Source organism: Paenibacillus sp. FSL H8-0122 (assembly GCF_038005345.1).
Lineage (GTDB): Bacteria > Bacillota > Bacilli > Paenibacillales > Paenibacillaceae > Paenibacillus_AQ.
In genome coordinates this window covers 3,861,424-3,883,588 of record NZ_JBBOTB010000001.1, presented here as the reverse complement: position 1 = coordinate 3,883,588, position 22,165 = coordinate 3,861,424, and the positions used below count along the sequence as shown (strand labels likewise).

General features: G+C 48.4%; 20 protein-coding genes. 19 read left to right on the top strand and 1 reads right to left on the bottom strand.

The genetic code is table 11. The features are described from left to right. The first annotated feature begins 5 nt into the window (after window positions 1–5). Genes NSS64_RS16955 through NSS64_RS16900 form a run of 12 tightly spaced genes read left to right on the top strand, consistent with a single transcriptional unit; the run spans window position 6 to window position 13,037 of the window. Complete coding sequence (locus NSS64_RS16955; RefSeq protein WP_341142830.1) at window positions 6–3,347, top strand: thioester reductase domain-containing protein; 3,342 nt, start codon at window positions 6–8, stop codon at window positions 3,345–3,347. Between the two features lie 48 nt (window positions 3,348–3,395). Then, complete coding sequence (locus NSS64_RS16950; protein ID WP_076073539.1) at window positions 3,396–4,166, top strand: hypothetical protein; 771 nt, start codon at window positions 3,396–3,398, stop codon at window positions 4,164–4,166. Window positions 4,167–4,169: 3 nt separating this feature from the next. Then, a complete protein-coding gene (locus NSS64_RS16945; RefSeq protein WP_341140890.1) occupies window positions 4,170–4,655 on the top strand; it encodes a hypothetical protein in 486 nt (161 codons plus the stop codon). Between the two features lie 20 nt (window positions 4,656–4,675). Next, the gene (locus NSS64_RS16940; RefSeq protein ID WP_341140889.1) at window positions 4,676–5,497 is read left to right on the top strand and encodes a thioesterase II family protein; all 822 of its coding nucleotides are present in this window, start codon (window positions 4,676–4,678) and stop codon (window positions 5,495–5,497) included. Window positions 5,498–5,534: 37 nt separating this feature from the next. Beyond that, window positions 5,535–6,458 (top strand): ABC transporter ATP-binding protein, encoded by a 924-nt coding sequence (locus NSS64_RS16935; protein WP_341140888.1) that lies wholly within the window; start codon window positions 5,535–5,537, stop codon window positions 6,456–6,458. A 29-nt stretch (window positions 6,459–6,487) separates the two neighbouring features. Then, window positions 6,488–7,621: an ABC transporter permease gene (locus NSS64_RS16930; RefSeq protein ID WP_341140887.1), complete on the top strand. Its 1,134-nt coding sequence runs from the start codon at window positions 6,488–6,490 to the stop codon at window positions 7,619–7,621. Further along, complete coding sequence (locus tag NSS64_RS16925; RefSeq protein ID WP_341140886.1) at window positions 7,618–8,766, top strand: ABC transporter permease; 1,149 nt, start codon at window positions 7,618–7,620, stop codon at window positions 8,764–8,766. The genes NSS64_RS16930 and NSS64_RS16925 overlap by 4 nt, the downstream gene beginning before the upstream one ends. Window positions 8,767–8,807: 41 nt before the next feature. Beyond that, window positions 8,808–9,497 (top strand): 4'-phosphopantetheinyl transferase family protein, encoded by a 690-nt coding sequence (locus NSS64_RS16920; RefSeq protein ID WP_341140885.1) that lies wholly within the window; start codon window positions 8,808–8,810, stop codon window positions 9,495–9,497. A 29-nt stretch (window positions 9,498–9,526) separates the two neighbouring features. Then, entirely contained in the window at window positions 9,527–10,063 is a 537-nt protein-coding gene (locus NSS64_RS16915; RefSeq protein ID WP_340992299.1) for a hypothetical protein, read from the top strand. 52 nt (window positions 10,064–10,115) lie between these two features. After that, a complete protein-coding gene (locus tag NSS64_RS16910) occupies window positions 10,116–11,771 on the top strand; it encodes an FAD-dependent oxidoreductase (protein ID WP_341140884.1) in 1,656 nt (551 codons plus the stop codon). Window positions 11,772–11,787: 16 nt separating this feature from the next. Further along, complete coding sequence (locus tag NSS64_RS16905) at window positions 11,788–12,498, top strand: 2Fe-2S iron-sulfur cluster-binding protein (protein ID WP_340941797.1); 711 nt, start codon at window positions 11,788–11,790, stop codon at window positions 12,496–12,498. 50 nt (window positions 12,499–12,548) lie between these two features. Then, the gene (locus tag NSS64_RS16900; protein WP_341140883.1) at window positions 12,549–13,037 is read left to right on the top strand and encodes an LURP-one-related/scramblase family protein; all 489 of its coding nucleotides are present in this window, start codon (window positions 12,549–12,551) and stop codon (window positions 13,035–13,037) included. Between the two features lie 180 nt (window positions 13,038–13,217). On the opposite strand, the gene NSS64_RS16895 is transcribed toward NSS64_RS16900, so the two are convergent. Next, a complete protein-coding gene (locus tag NSS64_RS16895; RefSeq protein ID WP_341140882.1) occupies window positions 13,218–13,997 on the bottom strand; it encodes a helix-turn-helix transcriptional regulator in 780 nt (259 codons plus the stop codon). Between the two features lie 169 nt (window positions 13,998–14,166). Between NSS64_RS16895 and NSS64_RS16890 the strand changes: the two genes are divergently transcribed. The 7 genes from NSS64_RS16890 (at window position 14,167) to NSS64_RS16860 (ending at window position 21,934) form a co-directional block, all read left to right on the top strand. After that, window positions 14,167–15,894, top strand: coding sequence for an extracellular solute-binding protein (locus tag NSS64_RS16890; RefSeq protein WP_341140881.1), 1,728 nt, complete (start codon window positions 14,167–14,169; stop codon window positions 15,892–15,894). A 72-nt stretch (window positions 15,895–15,966) separates the two neighbouring features. Beyond that, on the top strand, window positions 15,967–16,866 hold the full coding sequence (locus NSS64_RS16885; protein ID WP_340941791.1) for an ABC transporter permease: 900 nt from the start codon (window positions 15,967–15,969) through the stop codon (window positions 16,864–16,866). 89 nt (window positions 16,867–16,955) lie between these two features. Beyond that, complete coding sequence (locus tag NSS64_RS16880; RefSeq protein WP_341142829.1) at window positions 16,956–17,801, top strand: carbohydrate ABC transporter permease; 846 nt, start codon at window positions 16,956–16,958, stop codon at window positions 17,799–17,801. An 81-nt stretch (window positions 17,802–17,882) separates the two neighbouring features. After that, window positions 17,883–19,649, top strand: a complete 1,767-nt coding sequence (locus NSS64_RS16875) for a sensor histidine kinase (protein ID WP_341140880.1) — start codon at window positions 17,883–17,885, stop codon at window positions 19,647–19,649. Further along, window positions 19,627–21,255: a response regulator transcription factor gene (locus NSS64_RS16870; protein ID WP_341140879.1), complete on the top strand. Its 1,629-nt coding sequence runs from the start codon at window positions 19,627–19,629 to the stop codon at window positions 21,253–21,255. The genes NSS64_RS16875 and NSS64_RS16870 overlap by 23 nt, the downstream gene beginning before the upstream one ends. Window positions 21,256–21,348: 93 nt before the next feature. After that, entirely contained in the window at window positions 21,349–21,504 is a 156-nt protein-coding gene (locus tag NSS64_RS16865; RefSeq protein WP_341140878.1) for a hypothetical protein, read from the top strand. 169 nt (window positions 21,505–21,673) lie between these two features. Continuing rightward, complete coding sequence (locus NSS64_RS16860) at window positions 21,674–21,934, top strand: hypothetical protein (RefSeq protein ID WP_341140877.1); 261 nt, start codon at window positions 21,674–21,676, stop codon at window positions 21,932–21,934. Window positions 21,935–22,165 lie beyond the last annotated feature (231 nt).

Genomic DNA, 22,165 nt, shown 5'->3' with positions numbered 1-22,165 from the left:
GTGACATGCCGCGCAATATTTATGTATTGTCCAGCTTCACTGCTGATTTACTGGAAGACTATCTTGAAGAAGATCTTAAGGAACTCGGGCTTCCGTTCAACGTTGAAACCGGACCCTATAATCAGATTATTTCCCATTGCATGGACCCGGACAGCTTATTATTTCAGAAGAAACCGGATTATTTAGTCATCTGGACCCGGTTGGAAGATATTATAGGCCGGAAAGATTTCTATCGGAAAGAGAGCTTTAATTCATGCAAGGCTGATCTGTCGATGTTGATCGAGGCCGTTCTGCATGCCAAGGCGGCACTCCGCTGCAAGCTGATTTTTATGCTCCCCCCTGTCTATGAGAATAGGCCTCTGGGAGCCGGTGACCTGCAAATTATGTACGGTGCAATGGAAACTTCCATGATGCTGCGAAAGTTGATGATAGATAAGCTTAGAGTGGTTGAAGGCATATACCTGGCAGACGGGGAAGAGCTGATCCGCAGATACGGCGCAGATCAGAGCTATCACATGGGCATGTATGCTTTTGCCAAAGCTCCTTATGTGAATAGCATCTACAAAGAGGCTGCAAGACAGATTAGCCGGCTCATCAAGCTGGATCTGAGAAATAAGCGCAATATCCTTGTATTTGATGCGGATGTCCTATTGTGTGAGCAAGAGGAACAAGAAGGACACGCAGTTCTTCATGAATTGGATGAGCAAAGAGTGGTTACGGATGATTCCTACCTTTTATTTCAGAGCTATCTGCAGGAACTTGTAAGCTGGGGAAATGAAATCATGCTGTGTTCCAGATCCGCTCCAGGGCAATTGAATGCCATATTGGACAGGGAAGATCTCATCCTCACCAAGCAAGAATGTAAGTATATGAGCTGTGAGTGTGAATCGATAACAGAAGCAATCCTGCAAATACATAGAGAACATGGCGTTTCACTGGATCAATTCATTGTACTGGATACGAAAGAGCTGTACCTGAACGGAATCCGCCAGCTGCTGCTGCCGGAGGATTCTACACTTTGGATGCAGAGCGTAGAGGCCTCGGGGATTCTGGATTATATATCCGCTGAAGCTTCCCATTACAGCCATGGCGAAGATGTCTTGGCAGACAGCACAGAGGAATACAGTCTGGAGGAATTCCTTCAATCCATCCAGCTGGAAGTCACTCTGCGGGAAATCAATGAGCTGCAGGCCGAGAAGATCGAGCATATCCTCCATAATACCAAAGACTTCAACCTGACAGGGTTACTATGGACGCAGGAAGAAATCATCGGAGCGCTTAACGGGGATAATCAATTGATTTATTCCGTAAAGGTACAAGACAGATTTGGAGATTATGGTACGGCCGGTACCATCATTGGGACAGTTGATAAGAAGAGCTTCAAGGTTGACGCTCTGCTCTTAAATTGCCGGGTGCTCGGTAAAAATGTTGAATATCATTTAATGAAGGAATTAGCCCATAGAATTAGAGAACATCAGTGTGACTCTATAGTGTTCCACTATCAATCCAGCGGCAGGAATGAGAGTGCGGCTCAGTTTCTGGCCAGGATTACCCGCACGGACTTGAAGCGTGTTCACTCAGGTGAAGCCCTGACAATTTCTTGTGAAAAGCTCGTGGATTATGCGAATGAAGCACTCCATCCTAACAAAGCAGACAAAGTAGCAGATACTCCAGACGAACCGCACAAGGCAGACCGCAGCTTCGACCCCTACCAGTTCATTTTCAATAGATGGAATAAGCTGGATGAAGCCGAAAAAGATCAAATTAACGATCTGGTTAGTCATACAAAGTCTATTGAAGAAATAATGAGGGCGATTGCGGATTCGAAAATGAAAACAAGAACAGGCGTTAAGGTTGAATATATGCAGCCGAGAACGGAAACGGAGCAAAAAATCGCCGGCTTGTGGGCAGATATTCTTAACGTTGACAAAGTGGGAGTTTTGGATAACTTTTTCGAACTTGGCGGAACCTCCATCATGGCGGCCCAGCTCATTGTAAAGTTCAAGAATGCCTTTGATATTATGCTGCCGGTGCGGATCTTCTTCGACAGCTCGTCCATTGAGCAAATGGCGATGTATATTGAAGCGGTCAAAAGCGAGCAAAATAAACAGGATATCAATGAATCCGCCGTAAGTAATTTCCGCTATAGGACCCGGGAATTCTTGAAAAACGAGGTGTGGCTGGACGAGGGAATTACCGGAGCAAAGGAACTTCAAGCGTGGGATCATACCCGGGTCCATAACGTCCTTTTGACCGGTGTGACAGGATTCCTTGGGGCATTTCTGCTGCAGGAGCTTATCGCTATGACAGATTATCATATCGTGCTGCTGGTCCGTGCGGACAGTGTGCAGAGCGGCTACGACAGAGTTGTGGCTAATATGGAAATGTACCATTTATGGGACGAAGCTTACAGCAGCAGAATGGAAGTCTGCACGGGTGATCTTGCCAGACCTTTACTCGGCCTACAGCTGCAGGATTTCAACGAATTGGCAGCCCGAGTCGATGCTATCTATCATGCGGGCGCTATCACTAATTTCATGGAGCCGTATAACAAGATTAAAGATGTAAACGTACAGGGAGTTCAGGAGATTTTACGTCTGGCATCCACTCATAAGTTGAAGCAGGTACATTACGTATCAACTCACTATGTATTCTCTACGCTCTCGCACGAAAACGGCTATATCGCTTATGAAGATACCGTTCCGTCCGATAACGAGGTGCTTGTACTGGGATATCAGCAAAGCAAGTGGGTCGGTGAGAGAATTATGGCGCTGGCCAAAGACAGAGGCATTCCGGTGAGTATCTACCGTGTCGGCAGAATCTCCGGCTCCAGCACCACAGGGGCATGTCAGACCAGAGATATCATGTGGCTTATGATCAAAAGCTGTGTAGAGGCAGGGGTATTGTTCGAGGAGAATGTGAATATAGAATTCATTCCTGTGGATTATGTCAGCAAGTCTATTGTAGCCTTGTCCACTCAAGCAGGATCAACCAACAAGAACTTCCATATTGTCGCCAGTAAAATGAATACACTGCATCAGGTGTATACCTGGATGAATTCGTACGGGTTCAAGGTTGAAAAAATGCCGTATGAGCAGTGGAAGGATGAGTTGGTGGACAGAGTTGCCGGGAATCCTTATCTGAATACGACCAAGGCTATGCTGCCGTTCATTCCGGAAGATATGGGGGAATGGGATGTGGAAATAACCTATGACATTACCAATGTTACCAAAGGCTTGAGTGAAACTGCGATCACTTGCCCGGAGGTAGGAGAGGAGGTGTTCAACCGGTATTTGGATTACTTTGTGAAGACAAAGTATTTTGAATTACCCGTTGAGGTCAAGTGAAGGATCAGAGAAGTTTACAATTATATGATTTTATAGGAGGAAAACATGATGAAGGAAAGATTGGATGTAATTACAGCAAAGAAAATGAGCCTGTACACTAGCGGGATGTGGGTCTCTCTGCTCATAGGCTTGCTCTATATGGGAATAGGCATTCTGATGCCTATTGATCCGGCGGAGAAATACAGAGGAACGGAATTCTATGAGCAAATTGCCGCTCATCCGTTTATTCCGCATTTATGGAGATATATCTTCGTAGCGATCGGCTTCTTGTCCATCTACTGGATATCGACGGCAGTGTCAACAGTGAGATCCAAAAGCTATGAATGGGAAGGCTTTTACAAATGGGTAACCATTGTTGGTTATGGCGGCGCGGGCTTGCTGTCCCTGGAGTGGATGAGAGAAATATTTATTATGAAGGTTATGACTTTGTATTCCACAGGCAATGAAATGTACCGGGTAGCCTTGGAAGTAGCAGCTTTCCCGCTCGACCCTGACTTTATCTGGATGTTTGGCGGCTTTGGATTATGGTATCTGGTGACTTCGCTGTTGGGCAAAAGAAATCAGGTTTTCTCCTCCAAGCTCAACATTTTGGGCATTATCGTCGGACTGGATTTGATCATCACCATGGTTTTTGCGATGACGGATACGATCATTTATTTCGATGGCGGTCAGATGACCGTTATGCAGATTACGGCTCTTCTCGGCGGAATTATGGGAGCTGTGTATCACATCTGGATGTTCTTTGATATGAGAAAGAATAAAGCGATGTTCGAAAAAAGCATTACCACCCTGCTGGAGCAAAAAAAGAGCGCGGCATAAACGATGAAACCAACCTTAACTAAAAACAGGCTCGGCTTTTCTCTCAAGGGCCTGATTATTCTTTTGCTGGTATTGCTTCCTAATCTGTTATTTTACGCATTTGCGGTAAACGGAACTGCCGGAACAGGGGCGGCCTTCGACAACAGGTATGAAATCCTTAGTTATATTGAACGTTCGAGCCAAATATTATTAATGCTTGTATTAATATTTCGCGTAAACAAAAGCTCTCCGTCATTGCAAAGCAAATATGTGTTTGGAATGGCCGTATTTTTACTGCTCTATTACGCTTTATGGATTCGTTATTTTGCGGGCGGGATGGACTATACCTTGATCAGCGGGACTTTTTTCGTATTCATGGGGATGTCCATCTTCCCGTCTGTGTATTTCGCTTTAGCAGAGAAATGGCTGGGGGATCATTTGGGAGTAGGGGTCGCCATTACCTTTGGGGTATTTCACACCCTTAACACCTATCTGAATTTTGCAGCTTAATGAGAAGAGTGGAGGATAACATGAAACAAGAGGTTAAACCATGGTTTTTTTTCAAAAGAAGCGCTGAAAAGTCCGAAATCAGATTACGTTTGTTTTTGTTCCCTCCTGCCGGTGGAGATGTTTCAACCTTTTTGCACTGGGAAGAGCAGATGCCGCGGGATGTGGAGACCTGCTTGGTCAGGCTGCCGGGCAGAGGGGCCAGAATAACGGAGCCGGCCATTGATAATATGGATATACTTACAGATCTATTACTCCAGGAAATGAAAGAGTACACTGATGTGCCGTACGTGTTGTTCGGGCATAGCATGGGAGGTCTGGTCTCCTATGAGCTGACGCAAAAAATATATAAACAGGGGCTTCCTTTACCGGAATATGTAATTATATCAAGCATGAAAGCACCCAACTATATGAACAAGTTCACCGAGAGTCTGACAGAAGACGGCAATGACAAATTATATCTGAAAAGCAACGCTGAATTTATGGATAGAATCATCAGTCTTGGCGGAATCCCGGACGCTTTCAGTGAGAACAGAGAGTTTCTGGAATTAATCCTGCCTACCTTTAGAAAAGATATGAAAATGTGTGAAACGTATAATCCTGAGAGTGCGCAAGCCGTCCCGGTGTCATTTGATATCTATGGCGGGAACCGCGATAGCATTGCTACTAAGAAAGAACTAGAGGGATGGAAGAAATACACCACCCAAAAATACGCACTCACCCTCTTTCAGGGGAACCATTTTTATTTTATGGATAATCCCAATATGCTTCTGTTCCATCTGCGCAATAAATTAATGGATATAGGGAATAGGCTTACGGATCAAGCTCAAAGAGAAGCACTATAACACCGGCTTGCCATTTAAAAAGAGTGGAGGATGAAAGATGAATGTGATTCAAATCGATAACCTGGTCAAAAAATTTGGTGACTATACCGCAGTAAACGGACTCAATCTGTCCATTGAAAAAGGTGAGGTGTTTGGTCTGTTAGGCCCGAATGGAGCCGGCAAGAGTACCACGATTAATCTGGTATGCGGCCTGCTTCATGCGACATCGGGGAACATCAGGCTATTCGGAAATAAGGTAGAGGATGAGAAAAGAAAGCTTGGCTTTGTCCCGCAAAACATTGCCCTGTATGATAATTTCACTGCGTATGAGAACGTTAAGTTCTTTGGTGAGCTGTATGGACTGAAAGGGAAAGAATTGGAGAATGGAATCGATGAAGCCTTGGAATTCACAGGCCTGTCCGATGTCAAACGTAAAAAAGCAAAGACCTTCTCCGGCGGGATGTTAAGACGATTGAATATTGCCACTGCTTTGGTCCATCAACCACAGATTCTTATTATGGATGAGCCAACGGTCGGGATTGATCCGCAGTCCAGAAACCACATCCTGAAGTCTGTCCAGCGGTTAAATGAGAAAGGCGTGACGATTGTCTACACAACACATTATATGGAGGAAGTTGAAGCGATCTGTAATCGCATAGCCATTATTGACAAAGGCCAGGTCATTGCTTCGGGGACAAAGAAAGAATTAACAGATCTGATCAGTGATAAGAAATCTCTGCAGTTAACTGTGGATGATGCCCTTGAACTGGATAAGGAAGCAATCTCCCATATTGATGGCGTGGTTAATGTGGAAATCAATGACAACCTGATCCAGGTGGAGTCGTTAAAAGAAAATGATAATTTGAATGCAATTATTGCATACGTAACCAGCAAAAATGTGAAAATCAGAAGTATCGGCACCACTGATGTTACTTTGGAAACCGTATTCCTGACATTGACAGGGCGCAAGTTACGCGACTGACCATAGAGTCTAGAGGAAAGGAAGATCATATGTTTCAGATCATAAAGAAAATCATTAAAAATCAAATCAGAAATCCAAAGTGGTTATTATTCTTGATGATATTCCCTATCTTTTTAATGATTCTGATCGGTTCGATTCTGACCGGAGCCTTCTCTGACAAATCAAACCTGACCATGGTTGATGTTGCATTGCTCAATCAATCGGAGGGAATGGCAGCCGAGGTTATTGATGCCTTAACCACAGCCTCTGTATCCATTGAAAAAGATTACGGGATAAAAATGGGCTACACCGGCTCAGAGAAAGAAGGCAAAAAAGAGGCACGGGTGAACAAAAAAGTATTCGTGCACCTGGATAAGGAGAAGATCCTGGTCTACGGAAATGAATCGGAGCCGTTAAATACGGCCAGAGTGGTAGCCTTATTCCGCAGCGTGGCCAGCAGCATCCAGACGGTTAAGGAAGCCTATAAAATTGACGGGGAAAAAGCGATTGAACTGATTGGTGCGGATAATGCCACGTATGAAGTGCCTGTAGAACTGATTCCCTCCAAAAGTGCCATGAGCTCCTATGATTACTATGGGGTGGTGGAATTAACGCTTATGGTGATGTATATGATGCTGATTCCCATTGGGGATTTATTTACGGACAAAAGAACCAAAATCAAAGAGAGAATTTTACTTACAGGACTTAGCAGAGTGAAGTATTATCTCGCTTCCTTGGCCGCGTACTCTATTTTTGCCTTTGTGGTATTTATTCCAGCCTTTATTTTCTCAATAACCTACTTGGACGTAAACTGGGGCAATTATTCTTTATTCATGTACCTGTATATTGTTTTATTTGCCATCTTCAATGTAGCTCTAGGCATGTTAGTGGCCCAATTATTAAAAGCGCGCGGCAAAGTGGATGTGATTCTTTCTGTGATTATCCTGCCGATTTTCTCCTTTCTCGGGGGATCGTATACACCATTTCCTTACGATATGGACGGCGTATTCGGCAAAGTCTTGCTGGTCTCCCCGTTACGATGGGTGAATATTGGTATTTTAAAAAGTACCTACGCGCATGACAACCAAATGATATGGGTAAGCTCTTCCATATTTCTCCTTTTAATATTCGTCAGTCTATTTATCGTTGTTGCCAAAGAAAAGAAGGAGGAATTAAGAGCATGAGAACATTTTATGCATTAATAAAAAATAACTTAAGAATTACGATAATGCATAAACCGATTTCTTTTCTGTTAATGACCATCACTCCGATTATCGTCTTAATCATTGCCAGTAAAATGGTCAGTTACTCGACAACCTTTGTTAACGTGGGTATTGTGGATGGAGATCAAACCCGGGCCTCGGAAGCCATCACCCAAATTGTTGACGGCCTGGAGGGCATCAAGGTCTTCAAGATGAATGAGAATGAAGTGGAGGCCAATTTTCAAAGTAATAAAATAAATACAGCTTTGGTCATCCACAGCGGATTCCAGGATGGGTTGTTAAATAATTCTATCGATCAGCTTGTGGTGAAAGGAAACGAAGAGCAAAACGTATATACGTTGCTTCAGGCTATCCTCAAAAATCATTTGTTGAATTTACGCAACTTGGGCAAGATTTCAGGGGGGGATGCAGCTGTATTCGAGAATGCGGTAGGCAATTATATCGCCAGCTCTGAGTTTGTGGAGAAAACCTCTCTTAACGATTTGTATACGGAGTACAACAACTCCAATATCTTTGTCGGTTTTTTGATCTTGTTTATTTTCTTCAATTCCTCGGCCATAGCGAATGTAATTAATATTGACAGGGAGCGCAATATTTACTCCAGAATCTTCCTCTCTCCGGCCAAAGTATGGATGTATTATCTGTCCAATGTACTCTGCAATCTGGTCATCACCGCCTTTCAAATTCTGGCCGCAATCCTCAGCATGGAATACTTCACGAATACCTCCATTGGCGTGGAGCCCGGTGTGCTGTTCTTAATTCTTTTCCTGACGGCTATGGTGGCGGTCTCCTTGGGGACATTCTATGTTTCCATTACGGAAGAGGCGGATGCTGCTTCCATGATTTCCAATTTTGCGAACCTGCTGATTGTTATTCTGGGCGGCTGCTTTATTCAGGTGGAACTGTTTCCTAAATTAATCAATGCCATTTCCTATATTTCACCGGCTAGATGGGCTATGGGAAGTATTCTGGATTTACAGCAAGGTTTAACCTTGGGGGATATAGCTGGCAAGGCGTTTTTACTTGGCGGCATGGCAGCGGTGATTCTAGCCATATCGGTCATCATAACCAGCAAGCGGGAAAAGAAATTCAGAAGTCTCTCCTAAAGTGGCAACGAATTCAACTAGACAAGGATAGGAATATAACTATGGCAGAACTCTATTATATTAATATCGAAGACCCCATAAGTGCTGATGATTATCAGACGTTAATGGGCACATGTGCTTCAGACAAAAGGGAAGCCTTACACAAATTCAGGTTTGAGGCAGACCGGAAAAGAAGCTTGTACGGGGAAGTGCTGGCCAGATTCATGATCGCCAAGAAAACCGGAGTTACGATGAAAGACATTGAATTTGACAAAAATTCATACGGAAAACCTTATGTAAAGGATCAGAATGAGGTATTTTACAATATATCTCATTCTGGAAAGTATGTAGTCTGCGGAATGGATACTGAGGATATTGGCATAGATATTGAAGAAATCCGGGACATTGACTTGGATATTGCTAAACGCTTCTTCCATGTCAAAGAATATGAGGATATCATTTCTCGGGAAATAGGAGAGCAGGTTCATTCGCTGTATGATTTCTGGACGTTAAAAGAAAGTTATATTAAGTTTTTGGGCGTCGGGCTGAGTAAGCCGCTGAACTCATTTTATTTCATGATTAACGGAGAATCCGTACAGCTCTGCTCCCAAGAAGACCATACAGTTTATTTTAACCGTTACTTGCTGCAGGATAATTACAGGCTTGCCGTTTGTGTAAGCACACCTGATCAGATCCATATGGAAAAAATATCACTTCATGACCTTGTAGCCTATATTAAGAGTGAAAGTTAATGGATAAAATCTGGTAAGGAGTCCCTGGCATGAAGAAAATAGTTGCGATTTCCGGAGCATTAAGCACTTTGTTTTTTTTGATACATCTTATAGTGGCCTGTATCTATTACGCAGGAATCATGCCGTATGGATATATTCATATGACCATCGGCGGAATTCTGTCCATTGTCATGTCCGTCCATATGCTTTCCGCGATCTTCCTGATGGTGAAAAATCGCCAAAGGGATAAACAAGCCAAGCAATATCCGCAGCTCAATATGGGCACTGTAATCCAGTCCGCAACGGGTATTTTCACAGGGATATTTTTATTGGTGCATATCCTGGTGATTGAATTAAGTAAACGGATAGACGGGACTATGTTTAATATTATTTATGTTTCAGCAGAGTTTTTGTTTCTCTTAACTGTAGGTCTGCATATGGCCATCAGTGTGCCCAAACTCTTTATATCCATGGGAGTCATTAAAAAACGGGAGCATTACCCGCTCTTCATCAGAGGGACCTATGTCTTCTTAGCCTTGGTGCTGGTGATGTATATGGGGTCCCAAATTATGTTTTGGGCAGCATAGACCGCCGGGTGAGGCTGCTGTCTGAGGGAGAGAGAGGAGTGTCAGCATTCGGATGAAGAATATACTTGTAATGGGCAGCGGCCTGGCCGGAATGACGGCAGCGCTGAAGCTTGTGGAAGAAGGAGCAGCTGTTACCTTGGTGTCACCGGCGTATTCAGAGAGAGCGCAGTCTGTAATGGCCATGGGCGGAATTAATGCTGCCCTGAATACCAAACAAGAAGATGATTCGATCGATGAGCATTTTGAGGATACCATGCGGGGAGGCAGTGATCTTAATGACCCTGAAGCCGTGGCTAATCTGGTACGGAGGGCTCCGGAGATCATCCGCTGGCTTGAAGAAATCGGTGTGAATTTCACCCGGGATGAGAAGGGCAGAGTGGATTTACGGAATTTCGGCGGACAAAAAAAGAAACGTACTGCCTACGCGGGTGCGCGTACCGGTAAACAAATTGCCACAGCTATTATAGCTAAATGCCGGAAATATGAAGCTGCTGGCCAAATCAAGCGGCTGACGGGCTGGAGATTCCACTCCCTATTAATAGAGGGCCAGGAATGTGCGGGTGCTGTTCTGCTGCACGAAAACACGAACGAATTGAAAAGCCTGGTTGCCGATGCAGTGATTATGGCCGTCGGAGGGCCGAATGGCGTTTTCGGAAAAACTACCGGCTCCAGATTAAATGATGGCTATGCCGCAGGAATGCTGCTTGAACAAGGGGTCGAATTTTCCAATCTGGAGATGATTCAATATCATCCTACAACAGTACATACCCCTTCCAAACGTATGCTGATTACGGAGGCTGCACGTGGCGTCGGAGGAAGATTGTACGTCATTAGAGAGGGGCAGCCCTGGTACTTCATGGAGGAGTGGTTTCCGGGATATGGGGCATTAATGCCGCGTGATGTGGTGAGTCAGAGTATCTATAAAGTATGTAATGAGATGAAGCTGGGCATTAACGGGAGCCAGGAGGTTTATTTGGATGTCTCTCATCTGTCCCCGGAAATTATTGATGTACAGTTAGACGAAGTTGTCAGCATCTGTTCGAAATTCTTAAAGGTCAACCCGTATAAGGAACCCATTCCGGTTGCTCCAGGGATTCATTACTTTATGGGGGGAATCAAGACGGATAAGAATCATACAACGAATCTGGCGAGACTTTTTGCCGCAGGAGAATGCTCCGCTCAATATCATGGGGCAAACAGACTGGGCGGGAATTCGCTATTAGGCGCGATTTGTGGAGGATGGGTTGCAGCCGAAAGCTCTCTAAGGGTCGGCCCAATGGATACTGCTGCCGCAGACAAAATAGGTGAACAGCATCTGGAGACAGCAAATCAGGAGCTGCAGCATTGGGAGAAGAGGGCGAACACTTCTATAAAAGGCTATTTTCAGATCAAACAAGAATTATCAGAGCTTATGTACGGCGCCATGGGTATATATAGAAAAGAGAGACAGCTGCTTGAAGCGAAAAAAAGGCTGGAGGAAATGAACAACGACAGCGCGGAGTCATGGTATCATCATCATTTTTATGAATACAAAACTTTATCAGCCAATATTTTATTGGCAAGGGGAATGGTCGAGTCGGCATTGGCCAGAAAAGAGAGCCGGGGGGCACATCAGAGAATCGATTATAGCGAAAAAAATGATAAACAATTCAAGAAATCTACGAATGCAGTATTTCTGAATAATAGTATCTGCATTGAGTTTAATTAAGAAAAGAGGCAGTACTATGAGTATCAGGATTAATATCAAGCGGCAGGAAGATGCAACGAAGGAAGCATACTGGCAGAATTTTGAATACTCGGGTGAATTACATGTATCCATAGGGACTCTAATTAATAATCTGAATAGTGAAATGCTCGAAAGGGATGAGGGAGAACGGCCGATCCGCTGGGACTGCAGCTGTGAACAGGGACTGTGCGGAGCATGTGCAATGGTGGTTAATGAGAAGCCGGTACTGTCCTGCCAATTATTTTGCGATGATCTGGTACAAGAGAACAATGAAATTACGATTCATCCCCTAAGTAAATTCCCTGTCATAAGCGATTTGGCAGTGGACCGGAGTCAAATGTTTGAAGTGATGAAGGACATGAAGCTATGGCTGGAAGAGCCGGCAAAGGTTAGAACCGCCAATTTAACGCTGCAATATGAAGTGTCCCAATGCCTGATGTGCGGGAGTTGTCTGGAGGTCTGCCCCAATTATAGCCTGGGTGAATTATTTACTGGAATGTCCTCCGCGATGTCGATGACTAATCTGACCTTATTAAGTGAGGACAAAGCCTATAAAAAACAATATACCCAAAGAGTATATGATGGCTGTTCCAAATCTCTTGCCTGCCAGGAAGTTTGCCCCATGGACATTCCGATTGTGGAGGCGATCTCCAAAATGAATAGAGTATCGGTCTGGGGAATGTGGAACATGTTTGGGAAACATGGATAAAATGAAACTGATGAATGACATTACCAAACTACTATAGCGGAGGACACACCATGAAACAGCTCTACATCAAGCAAAAGATATTCAGCATAGGCGAGAAGTTCACGGTGAAGGATGAGCGGGAACAGGATGTGTATTACGTAGAGGGCAGCTTCATGCGGATTCCAAAGACCTTCTCGATTATGAATGCAGACGGAAGGGAAGTTGCACAGATTACGAAGAAGGTGTTCAGCTTCCTGCCCAAGTTCTTCGTGGAAGCGGATGGCCGTGAGGTGCTCACCATTAAGAAGGAGCTGTCGTTCTTCAAGGCGCGCTATTCGATAGATTCGGCGGATATTGAGGTGCACGGGAACTGGTGGGATATGGATTTCCAGGTCTTGCAGCGCGGGACGGTCGTAGGGGAAGTGAGCAAGAAGTGGTTCACCTGGGGCGACAGCTACAGTGTTGAGGTGTTGAATGAGGAGCTGGAGGCGATCATCATCGCGATTGTGGTCGCCATTGATTGTGTGAAGAGTGATGAAGCCTCGGCTTCTAATCAGTAGCGATTAACAATCCTTTCAATTAGACCCTCTCCGGGCGGAGAGGGTCTTTGACATCCACGGGCAAGGTGTGCTGCAAGATCACGAGTTCGCACCGGTGCTGGCCAAGTGCTGGCGGCCGTGTGTCGGCAAGTATTATGATCTGGTCTGCGTAACGGCCGAAATTCCCGACAGGCTCTGGAGTTATGGCGGCGAAGCCCCGGTATTGGCCTGCCGCTGGTAATTTCGCGGAGTATATCCGGTCACCTGCTTGAATTGCCGGCAGAAATGCTCCACATTCGGATAGCCGCACCGTGCTGCGATATCAGCGGTGCTCTCTGTGCTGTGGATGAGGTATTCCTTGGCCATGCGGATGCGGCTGTTAATGACATCCTCCATACAGGAGAATCCGAAGGTTTTTTTGTAGATATTCTGAAGATAGCCTGAACTGATCTCCAGCACACCGGCCATTCTGGCTACGGTCCAGTACTCCCCGGGATTGGTCTGAATGGACGTGCGCAGCTTCAGCAGCTTGTAATATTGCGGGGTAATATTGTCCTGGAAATAGGATTCCCACAGCTTGTTGAACAGCGCGCGCAGGAGCAGATCGATGGAAGAGGACTTACAGTCGCCGCCCATATGATGCTCGGTGGCCAGCAGCTCAAGCAGCTTTTGGCAATAGTCAGGGTCGCTAAGCGCAAAGGGGATACCTAAGGGAAGCGGTGATTCCGTGACATAAGGCTCACTTGATTCAAAACGAATCCAGTCATTGATGAACTGGCCGGCGCAGGCCTGATAATAGACCTTCTGCTGCGGCTGGTAGAGAACTACGCTGTGCGCAGGGTATTGCTTGAGTCCGCCATGCACCCAGAATAGCGCCGGAGTCTTGGTAATGACCAGGAGCCAATGCGCACCGGCGGGAACATCTACAACGAAATTCGAAGCGTGTGTCGTATTGCACTCGACATAGTGTATAAGGGCCATTTCGGTTCTCCTCCCGGCAAACATGCTTAATTATAGCATGGTTTTTTTGTGTTTTTGTCAATGCCGGATAAGTGAAGTAAAAATGTGAGCGTTGTCAATAAATAGGTGTCTCCCCCATAATGAAAGCGTAACCAAATAATGACCACAAACATTGAACTGGGGGTTGACTATGAACACAGGTACAAGAAATGGTCTGGGCCGACTGAAGAGTACATCCATCCTGCTGTTGTCTGCACTGCTGTTGTCCGCTTGCTCGGGCAAGCTGGAATCCGGTAACGGCGGCAAGGACGCAGCAGCCGGTAATGATCCGAAGCCAAGCGCAGCTGTTGATGAGAGTCCGCTCGGCAAATACGATCCTCCGATTGAGCTATCGTTCGTCAGAGATCTGAGCGATGTGGTAGAGAATAACGTGCTTGGCGTATTGAAGGATGAGACGATTGATAACAACCGCTGGACCAAGCTGTATGAGGATCAGCTCGGCATCAAGATCAAATATAACTGGATTGTGAAGGGCAGCCAGACCTCGGATCAATACTTGCAGAAAATCAATGTCACCCTGGCCTCCGGGGATCTGCCGGATGTAACGCCGGTCAACGCCACCCAGCTCAAGCAGTTGGCCGATTCAGACCAGCTTGAGGATATGACAGCTTTATATGAAAAGTATGCTTCCCCGTTCACCAAGAAGGTGCTGTCGGGAGAAGGCACGAGTGTATTCGATGCCGCGACCTTCGACGGCAAGCTGATGGCTATCCCGAGCCTGGAATCCTCCATTGAACGCTCGATGTATATCTGGATTCGGACAGACTGGCTGGAGAAGCTCGGTATGCAGCCGCCGAAGACGATGGCGGATGTCCTGGCGATCTCTGAAGCGTTCTCTGATAAGGACCCCGACGGAAACGGGAAGAAGGATACCTACGGCCTTGGCATTACCAAGGATCTGTGGGGCGGGGCGATGGGACTGGAAGGCTTCATGGCCGGGTATAATGCCTATCCGAACATCTGGCTGGATGACGGAACCGGCAAGCTGGTCTACGGCAGCATTCAGCCGGAAGTGAAGAAAGCGCTTCAGGTGTTGCAGGATATGGCCAAGAAGGGGCAGCTGGATCAGGAGTTCGGCGTGAAGGACGGCGGCAAGGTCTCTGAGCTGATCTCGGCCGGCAAGATTGGGATGGAGTACGGCGAGCAGTGGAATTCCATCTGGCCGCTGCAGCTTAACCGTGACAATGATCCCAAGGCGCAGTGGCAGGCCTTCCCGATTGTCTCGGAATCGGGCGACACGCCGAAGGTGCCGCTGAAATTCAGCACGACCCGCTTCTTCGCGGTTAAGAAGGGCGCCGCCCACCCGGAAGCGGTGATCAAATTGTTCAACCTGCATGTGGAGAAGAACTGGGGCGAGACGGCCGAATTTGATAAGTACTATGCACCGCCGGAAGCGGAAAGTGTCTGGCAGCTGTCTCCGGTTACGCCGTATCCGGTCACGAAGAATGTAGATGCGTTCCGTGAGATTGATTCTGCCCGCAAGGCCGGTGACTTCTCTACACTGAAGGGTGAAGCCAAGACGATCCAGGAGAAGCTGGAGTCCTATGCTTCAGGTTCAACGGAGGGCTTCTCCCTGTGGGGCTGGGAGCGGATCTATGGAGAGCAGGGCTCCATGGGCATAGCTGACCAGTATATCAAGAATGACCAGTTCCTGCAGGAGAAATTCGTCGGCGCTCCGACTCCGACCATGGTCGAGCGCAAGACAACGCTTGAGAAGCAGCAGAATGAAATGTTTGTCAAAATCATTCTGGGTGATCCTATCGATAAGTTCGACCAGTTCGTGAAGGACTGGAAGAAGCTGGGCGGCGATCAAATTACGCAAGAGGTCAACGAATGGTACGCAGCGACTAAGAAATAAGGCGCCCCTGGAGGAAGAAAACGACCTTTTCTTCCTCCATTCCATTCTTGCCTGCAGATGTGGAGGATAACGATGAGAACAAAACTGCGAAAAGAACTGCCGCTTCATTTGATGCTTTTGCCGGGACTGGTGATGATCATTCTGTTCTCCTACGTCCCCATGGCCGGTGTCATGATCGCGTTCCAGAAATTCATCCCTGCCAAGGGCTTGTTCGGGGATCAGAAGTGGGTGGGCCTTGATAACTTCGAATATGTGATGAACCTGCCAAGCTTCACACAGGTGCTGTGGAATACGCTGTTTATTTCAAGTCTCAAGCTGATTCTGGGCCTGATTATTCCGCTGGTGTTCGCGATTCTGCTGAACGAGCTGGCCAGTAATGTAATCAAGCGTTCCGTACAGACAGCGATCTATCTGCCGTATTTCTTGTCCTGGGTCGTGCTTGGCGGCATCTTGATTGATATTCTGTCTCCATCGGGCGGGATTGTGAATGAATTCCTCGGATGGTTCGGTGTCTCCAAGATATTCTTCCTCGGCGACAATGACTGGTTCCCCTTCACGCTGATTGCTTCGGATGTGTGGAAGAACTTCGGCTACGGCACGATTGTATACCTGGCGGCTATAACGGGGATTGATCCCGGACTCTATGAAGCAGCTACCATTGACGGTGCGAACCGCTGGCACAAGACCTGGCATATTACCATTCCGGGCATACGCATGGTCATCGTCCTGCTATCGGTACTCAGTCTGGGTCAACTGCTGAACGCGGGCTTCGATCAGGTCTTTAATCTGTACAGTCCGCAGGTCTATGAGAGCGGGGATATCCTGGATACCTTCGTTTACCGGATCGGTCTGCTGGACGCACAGTACGGCGTAGCGACTGCCGTCGGCTTCTTTAAATCGATCATATCGCTTACCTTAATTTCCAGCTCGTATTTCCTGGCTTACCGTTTCGCCAAATACCGGATTTTTTAGAGGAGGGAGCTCCCTTGCAGCAACCGCTTACGCCTAAACAGACAGACATAACTACTGTTCACCGTTCAAAAAAGTTCGACGGGATATCGATGCTGAACGCCACCTTTCTCATTCTGGTCTCACTGCTCTGTATCCTCCCGCTCATTCATATTATAGCGGTGTCCTTCAGCTCCAGCGCGGCCGCCTCCGCAGGGTATGTCAGGCTCTGGCCGGTAGATTTCACATTCGCCTCGTATATGTATACGATGAGCCGCACAGAATTCTGGCAGTCGATGCTTGTATCGCTGACCCGGATCGGAATTGGGACGCCGCTGAACCTGTTGCTGACGATCCTCGTGGCCTACCCGTTATCCAAGGAATCACACGCTCTGCGGTTCCGCAGCGTCTATGCCTGGGCCTTCTTCGTCACGATGCTGTTCAACGGCGGGCTGATCCCCTGGTATACCACGCTCAAGGAGTACGGCCTGCTGGATTCCATCTGGGCGCTGGTGCTGCCCGGCGCAGTTCCTGTGTTCAGTGTGGTGCTGCTGCTTAACTTCTTCCGGGAGATTCCGAAGGAGCTGGAAGAGGCGGCGCTGATTGACGGGGCGGGCCACTTCCGGACGGTCTGGTCCATCTTCGTGCCGATCTCCAAGCCGGCGCTGGCTACACTGGCCTTGTTCTCGATGGTGGAACACTGGAACAGCTGGTTCGACGGCCTGCTGCTCATGGGGAATCCGGCCAACTATCCGCTGCAGAGTTATATTCAGACGATAGTGATCCAGCAGAACCTGTCGAATATGTCGCGTGATGCTATGCTTGATCTGGCGCTGATCTCGGACCGGACCCTGAAGTCTTCCCAGATCTTCCTCGGCTCCCTGCCGATTATTCTGGCCTATCCGTTCCTGCAGAAATATTTCGTGAAGGGGATTGTACTCGGCAGTGTCAAAGGTTAACCTCCCGGAAGTTATGCATAAGACTGCGGCTCTCCCCGGATTCAGGCTATAATGGTGAAAATGATTGCTGGGGGCCTGGGATTGTTGTTCAAAAAGGATTACTCACTGCGCAATACAATATTTCTGCGGCTGATTGTGACCTTTCTGCTCATTATGCTGCCTATTCTTGTGTTCGCCGCTTATCTGTATCAGTGGATTGTGCAAACGGCCAGCAGCGACATCCGAAGCTCGGCCAGCGCGCAGACCGTCTTCTACTTAAATGATATGGAGAATGAGATCGAGCGGATGAAGCTGCTGCAATACAGTCTGCTGGAGGATGAGGATCTGAACAAGCTGGCTCTGACCTGGGAGACGCTGCCGACCATTGACCGCACGGAGAATCTGAACTCGCTGATGAAGCGGCTGTTCATCGTGCAGAACAGCAGCACGTATATCAAGGACGTCAGGGTTCATATCATGACTATAGGCCGGACCATCTCATCAGTCGGCGGCGTGCGTGAGATCGAACTGAAGCGCTTCCGCGAGATCCGCTCGGTCTTCGGGGACCGCCGTTCCCAGGTGATTGAGTGGGATGGCGGCCTGTACCTTAGTGCGATGAAGCAGCGGGGCATCAAGGGGGCGGAGCCGCTGCTGACGGTCGAGATTGAGCTGGACACCCAGGAGCTGCGGGCAGCACTGGGCCAATTCAATACGTATCCCGGCAGTGGAACGCTGCTGCTCTCCGATAGTGCGAGATTCGCGCTCTACAGCATGACCGGCGGGCTGGCGCAGGCGGAACCGTCCCAGTATGCCCGGGATATCCGCGCGGTGGCCTCCGGGGAGAGGCTGAGGATCGCAGGTGCGCCTTATTATATCGTCCAGACCGGCTCACAGGAGCTGGGCTTGTCCATCTACCGGATCATCCCGGAGGCTATTATCAAGAATCCGCTGAGCAAATTCTATACCTGGGCCTGGGTGTTTGCCGTGGCTGCGCTTGCTATCATCATTGCTTTTGCACTGTCGACCTACAAGTTCATTCATAAGCCGATGCTGACGCTGGTGAAGAGCTTCCGGAGAATGGAGCAGGGCGATCTGGACATTCATATCCAGCATGAGTCGAAGGATGAATTCCGTTATCTGTACAGCCGCTTCAACCAGATGGTGAGCAATCTGCACTCCCTGATCGACCAGGTGTACAAGCAGAAGATTATGGCCCAGCGGGCAGAGCTGAAGCAGCTGCAATCACAGATTAACCCGCATTTTCTGTATAACAGCTTCTTCATTCTGAACACAATGGCGAAGACCGGCGATACCGAGCGGATCGAACAGCTTACTACGATGCTAGGGGAATACTTCCAGTTTGTCACCCGGAACGCTTCCGATCTGGTGTCATTGGAGCAGGAGCTTCACCATGCAAGGATGTATACAGAGATTCAGGCCATGCGCTTCTCCCGCAGAATTGGGGTCCGGTTCGATGCCTTGTCGGAGGAGCTGAAGAAGGTGCCCGTTCCGCGGCTGATTGTGCAGCCGATTATTGAGAACGCGTTCAAGCACAGCCTGGAAAAGAAGGCCATGGAGGGCCTGATCATTGTGCGTTTTGAGCAGGAGGATGCATGTATCCGCATCATTGTGGAGGACAACGGGGACCGGCTGAGTGATGACACACTGGAGCAATTGAGAGAGTCCCTTCATGTCTATCAGGAGCAGGCGGAGACAACCGGCCTAGTGAATATTCACCGGCGCATCCGCATAACCTTCGGGGAAGAGAGCGGCTTGCTGGCGGACCGGAGTGAGCTGGGCGGACTAAGGGTAACCATCCTGCTTAGAGCTGGAGGTGAGAATGCTGATGTACAGGATGCTTATCGTTGATGATGAAGAGATTATCACAGATGGACTGGCGGTAATTTTCGGCAAAATGGCGCTTGAGCTGGACATCTACAAGGCCTACTCGGGCCGTGAAGCGCTAAATCTGCTGCACCGGACCCGGGTGGATATTGTCCTGTCTGATATCTGCATGCCCGAGATGGACGGGCTGGAGCTGATGGAGCATATCCGCCGGAGCTGGCCGCAATGCAAAATCGTCTTCCTGACCGGACACAGCGACTTCAATTATGTCTACCAGGCAATTCAGGCTCCGGGCGTCCAGTATGTGCTCAAGAATGAAGGTTATCCGAAGCTGATTGAAGCGGTGATGCGTGCGCTGCAGGAATTGAACGACACCATGCAGGTGAATGATTTGATCCGTGAATCCAAGGAGCAGCTGAATACGCTGGAGACCTTGGCACAGGGCGATTATTTCCGCCATCTCATTCACAGCGTCAAGGCGGATCAGGATATGGCCGGGGACTTCGTCCGTCTGAACATTCCGTTGGATGCTTCGCGGCCGGTGCTGATCGCACTTGGCAGCATCAGTGATCCTGAATCCTCGCGCACCTATATGGATCGCCGGGAGACGGCGCTTGCGGTCAAGTTCCTGTCGGAGAAGCTGCTGAAGGAGCGGACGGTCAGCCTTGGGGTTATCGACCGGTACGGTGACCTGATCTGGCTGATTCAGCCGGGCAGGACGGGAGAGGCTTCGCAGCCGGAAGATTTGGAGCAGATGATTAAATTTCTGGAAGGCACCTTCGAGCTGATTCAGCAGTCGTGCAGGGAATCGCTGGAGGTCGGGATGGCCATCACGCTCAGTGCGGAGGAGTGTACCTGGTCCAGGCTTCAGGTAGTATACGATAAAGCGAGGCAGGTTCAGCATTACCGGGCAGGAGACGGAGAGCGGATGGTGCAGAAGGTGCAGCTGAATGAAGCGGCGGCGCCGGATACCGTGCGTGACCGGTTCATGCAGGGCAAGGTGGAGACGCTGGCTGCGCATCTGGAGGCGGGCCGGAAGGAGGAATTCCTACGGCTGTTCGGGGAGATGGCTGAACCGGCGGGGCAGGAATGCGCGCGGGGCAATCCTTATCTGACTGAGCTGTATTACACCATTGCTCTGATGCTCATGTCGTATACCAACAGATGGGAAGCGGACCAGGAGATCGGGGCAAGCGGGCTGATGCAGCTTGAGGTCCACCGGACATGGGGAGAAGCCTTCCGCTATCTGGAGGACACCGCCGGGAATCTGTTCTCTGTCCGCAGGAGCGGCGAGCAGAAGCGGGCGGCGGGTGTTATCGACCGGATCTGCCTATATATAGAAGAGAATCTCGACCAGGACCTGTCGCTGGTCCGTCTGGCCGATGTGATCCACTTCAATCCCTCCTATCTGTCCCGTTTGTTCAAGCAGGAACGGGGAATCAATCTGTCCGAGTATATCGAGGAGCTGCGCGTCCGCCAGGCCAAGGAGCTGCTGCGCAGAGGGGAGCTGAAGGTCGCCGAGGTCGGCTCGCGGATCGGCTACGTCACCCCGCAATCCTTCACGCGGGTCTTCAAAAAGTGGACCGGAACCACGCCGCAGGAATACCGTGCGGATGTGGTTGGGGGGTAAATGGATAGGAAAAGGTATAAGAAAATCGCTCCTTCGGGATGGATGGCGTTGCCTCCATCGTCCGGGGGAGCGATTGTTCGTTGAGGGGAGTAAATGAAAGGGATAAATCCCTTTGGTGCAGCCAAAAGTTGGCTGGACGGGCAAAAGAAAGGGATAAATCCCTTTGATGCAGCCAAAAGTGGGCTGGATGGGGAAAAGAGAGGGATAAATCCCTTTGGTGCAGCCAAAAGTGGCTGGACGGGGAAATGAGAGGGATAAATCCCTTTGGTGCAGCCAAAAGTGGGCTGGACGGGGAAATGAAAGGGATAAATCCCTTTGGTTGCAGCCAAAAGTCGGCTGAATGGGGAAATGAGAGGGATAAATCCCTTTGGTGCAGCCAAAAGTGGGCTGGACGGGGAAATGAAAGGGATAAATCCCTTTGGTTGCAGCCAAAAGTCGGCTGAATGGGGAAATGAAAGGGATAAATCCCTTTGGTGCAGCCAAAAGTCGGCTGGACGGGGAAATGAGAGGGATAAATCCCATTGATGCAGCCAAAAGTGGACTGGATGGGGAAATGAAAGGGATTAATCCCATTGATGCAGCCAAAAGTGGGCTGAATGGGGAAATGAGAGGGATAAATCCCTTTGGTGCAGCCAAAAGTGGGCTGGACGGGGAAATGAGAGGGATGGTATTAGAGTAACGAGGAGCACAAGTGCACCAGATATCAGCAGAAGTCGGCTAAATGAGCGAATCAGGCGCACAAGTGCACCTGATATCCGTAGAAGTTGGCTAAATGAGTAAATCAGGTGCAGAAGTGCACCTGATATCGGTAGAAGTTGGCTAAATGAATTAATCAGGTGCAGAAGTGCACCTGATATCGGTAGAAGTTGGCTAAATGAGTAAATCAGGTGCAGAAGTGCACCTGATATCG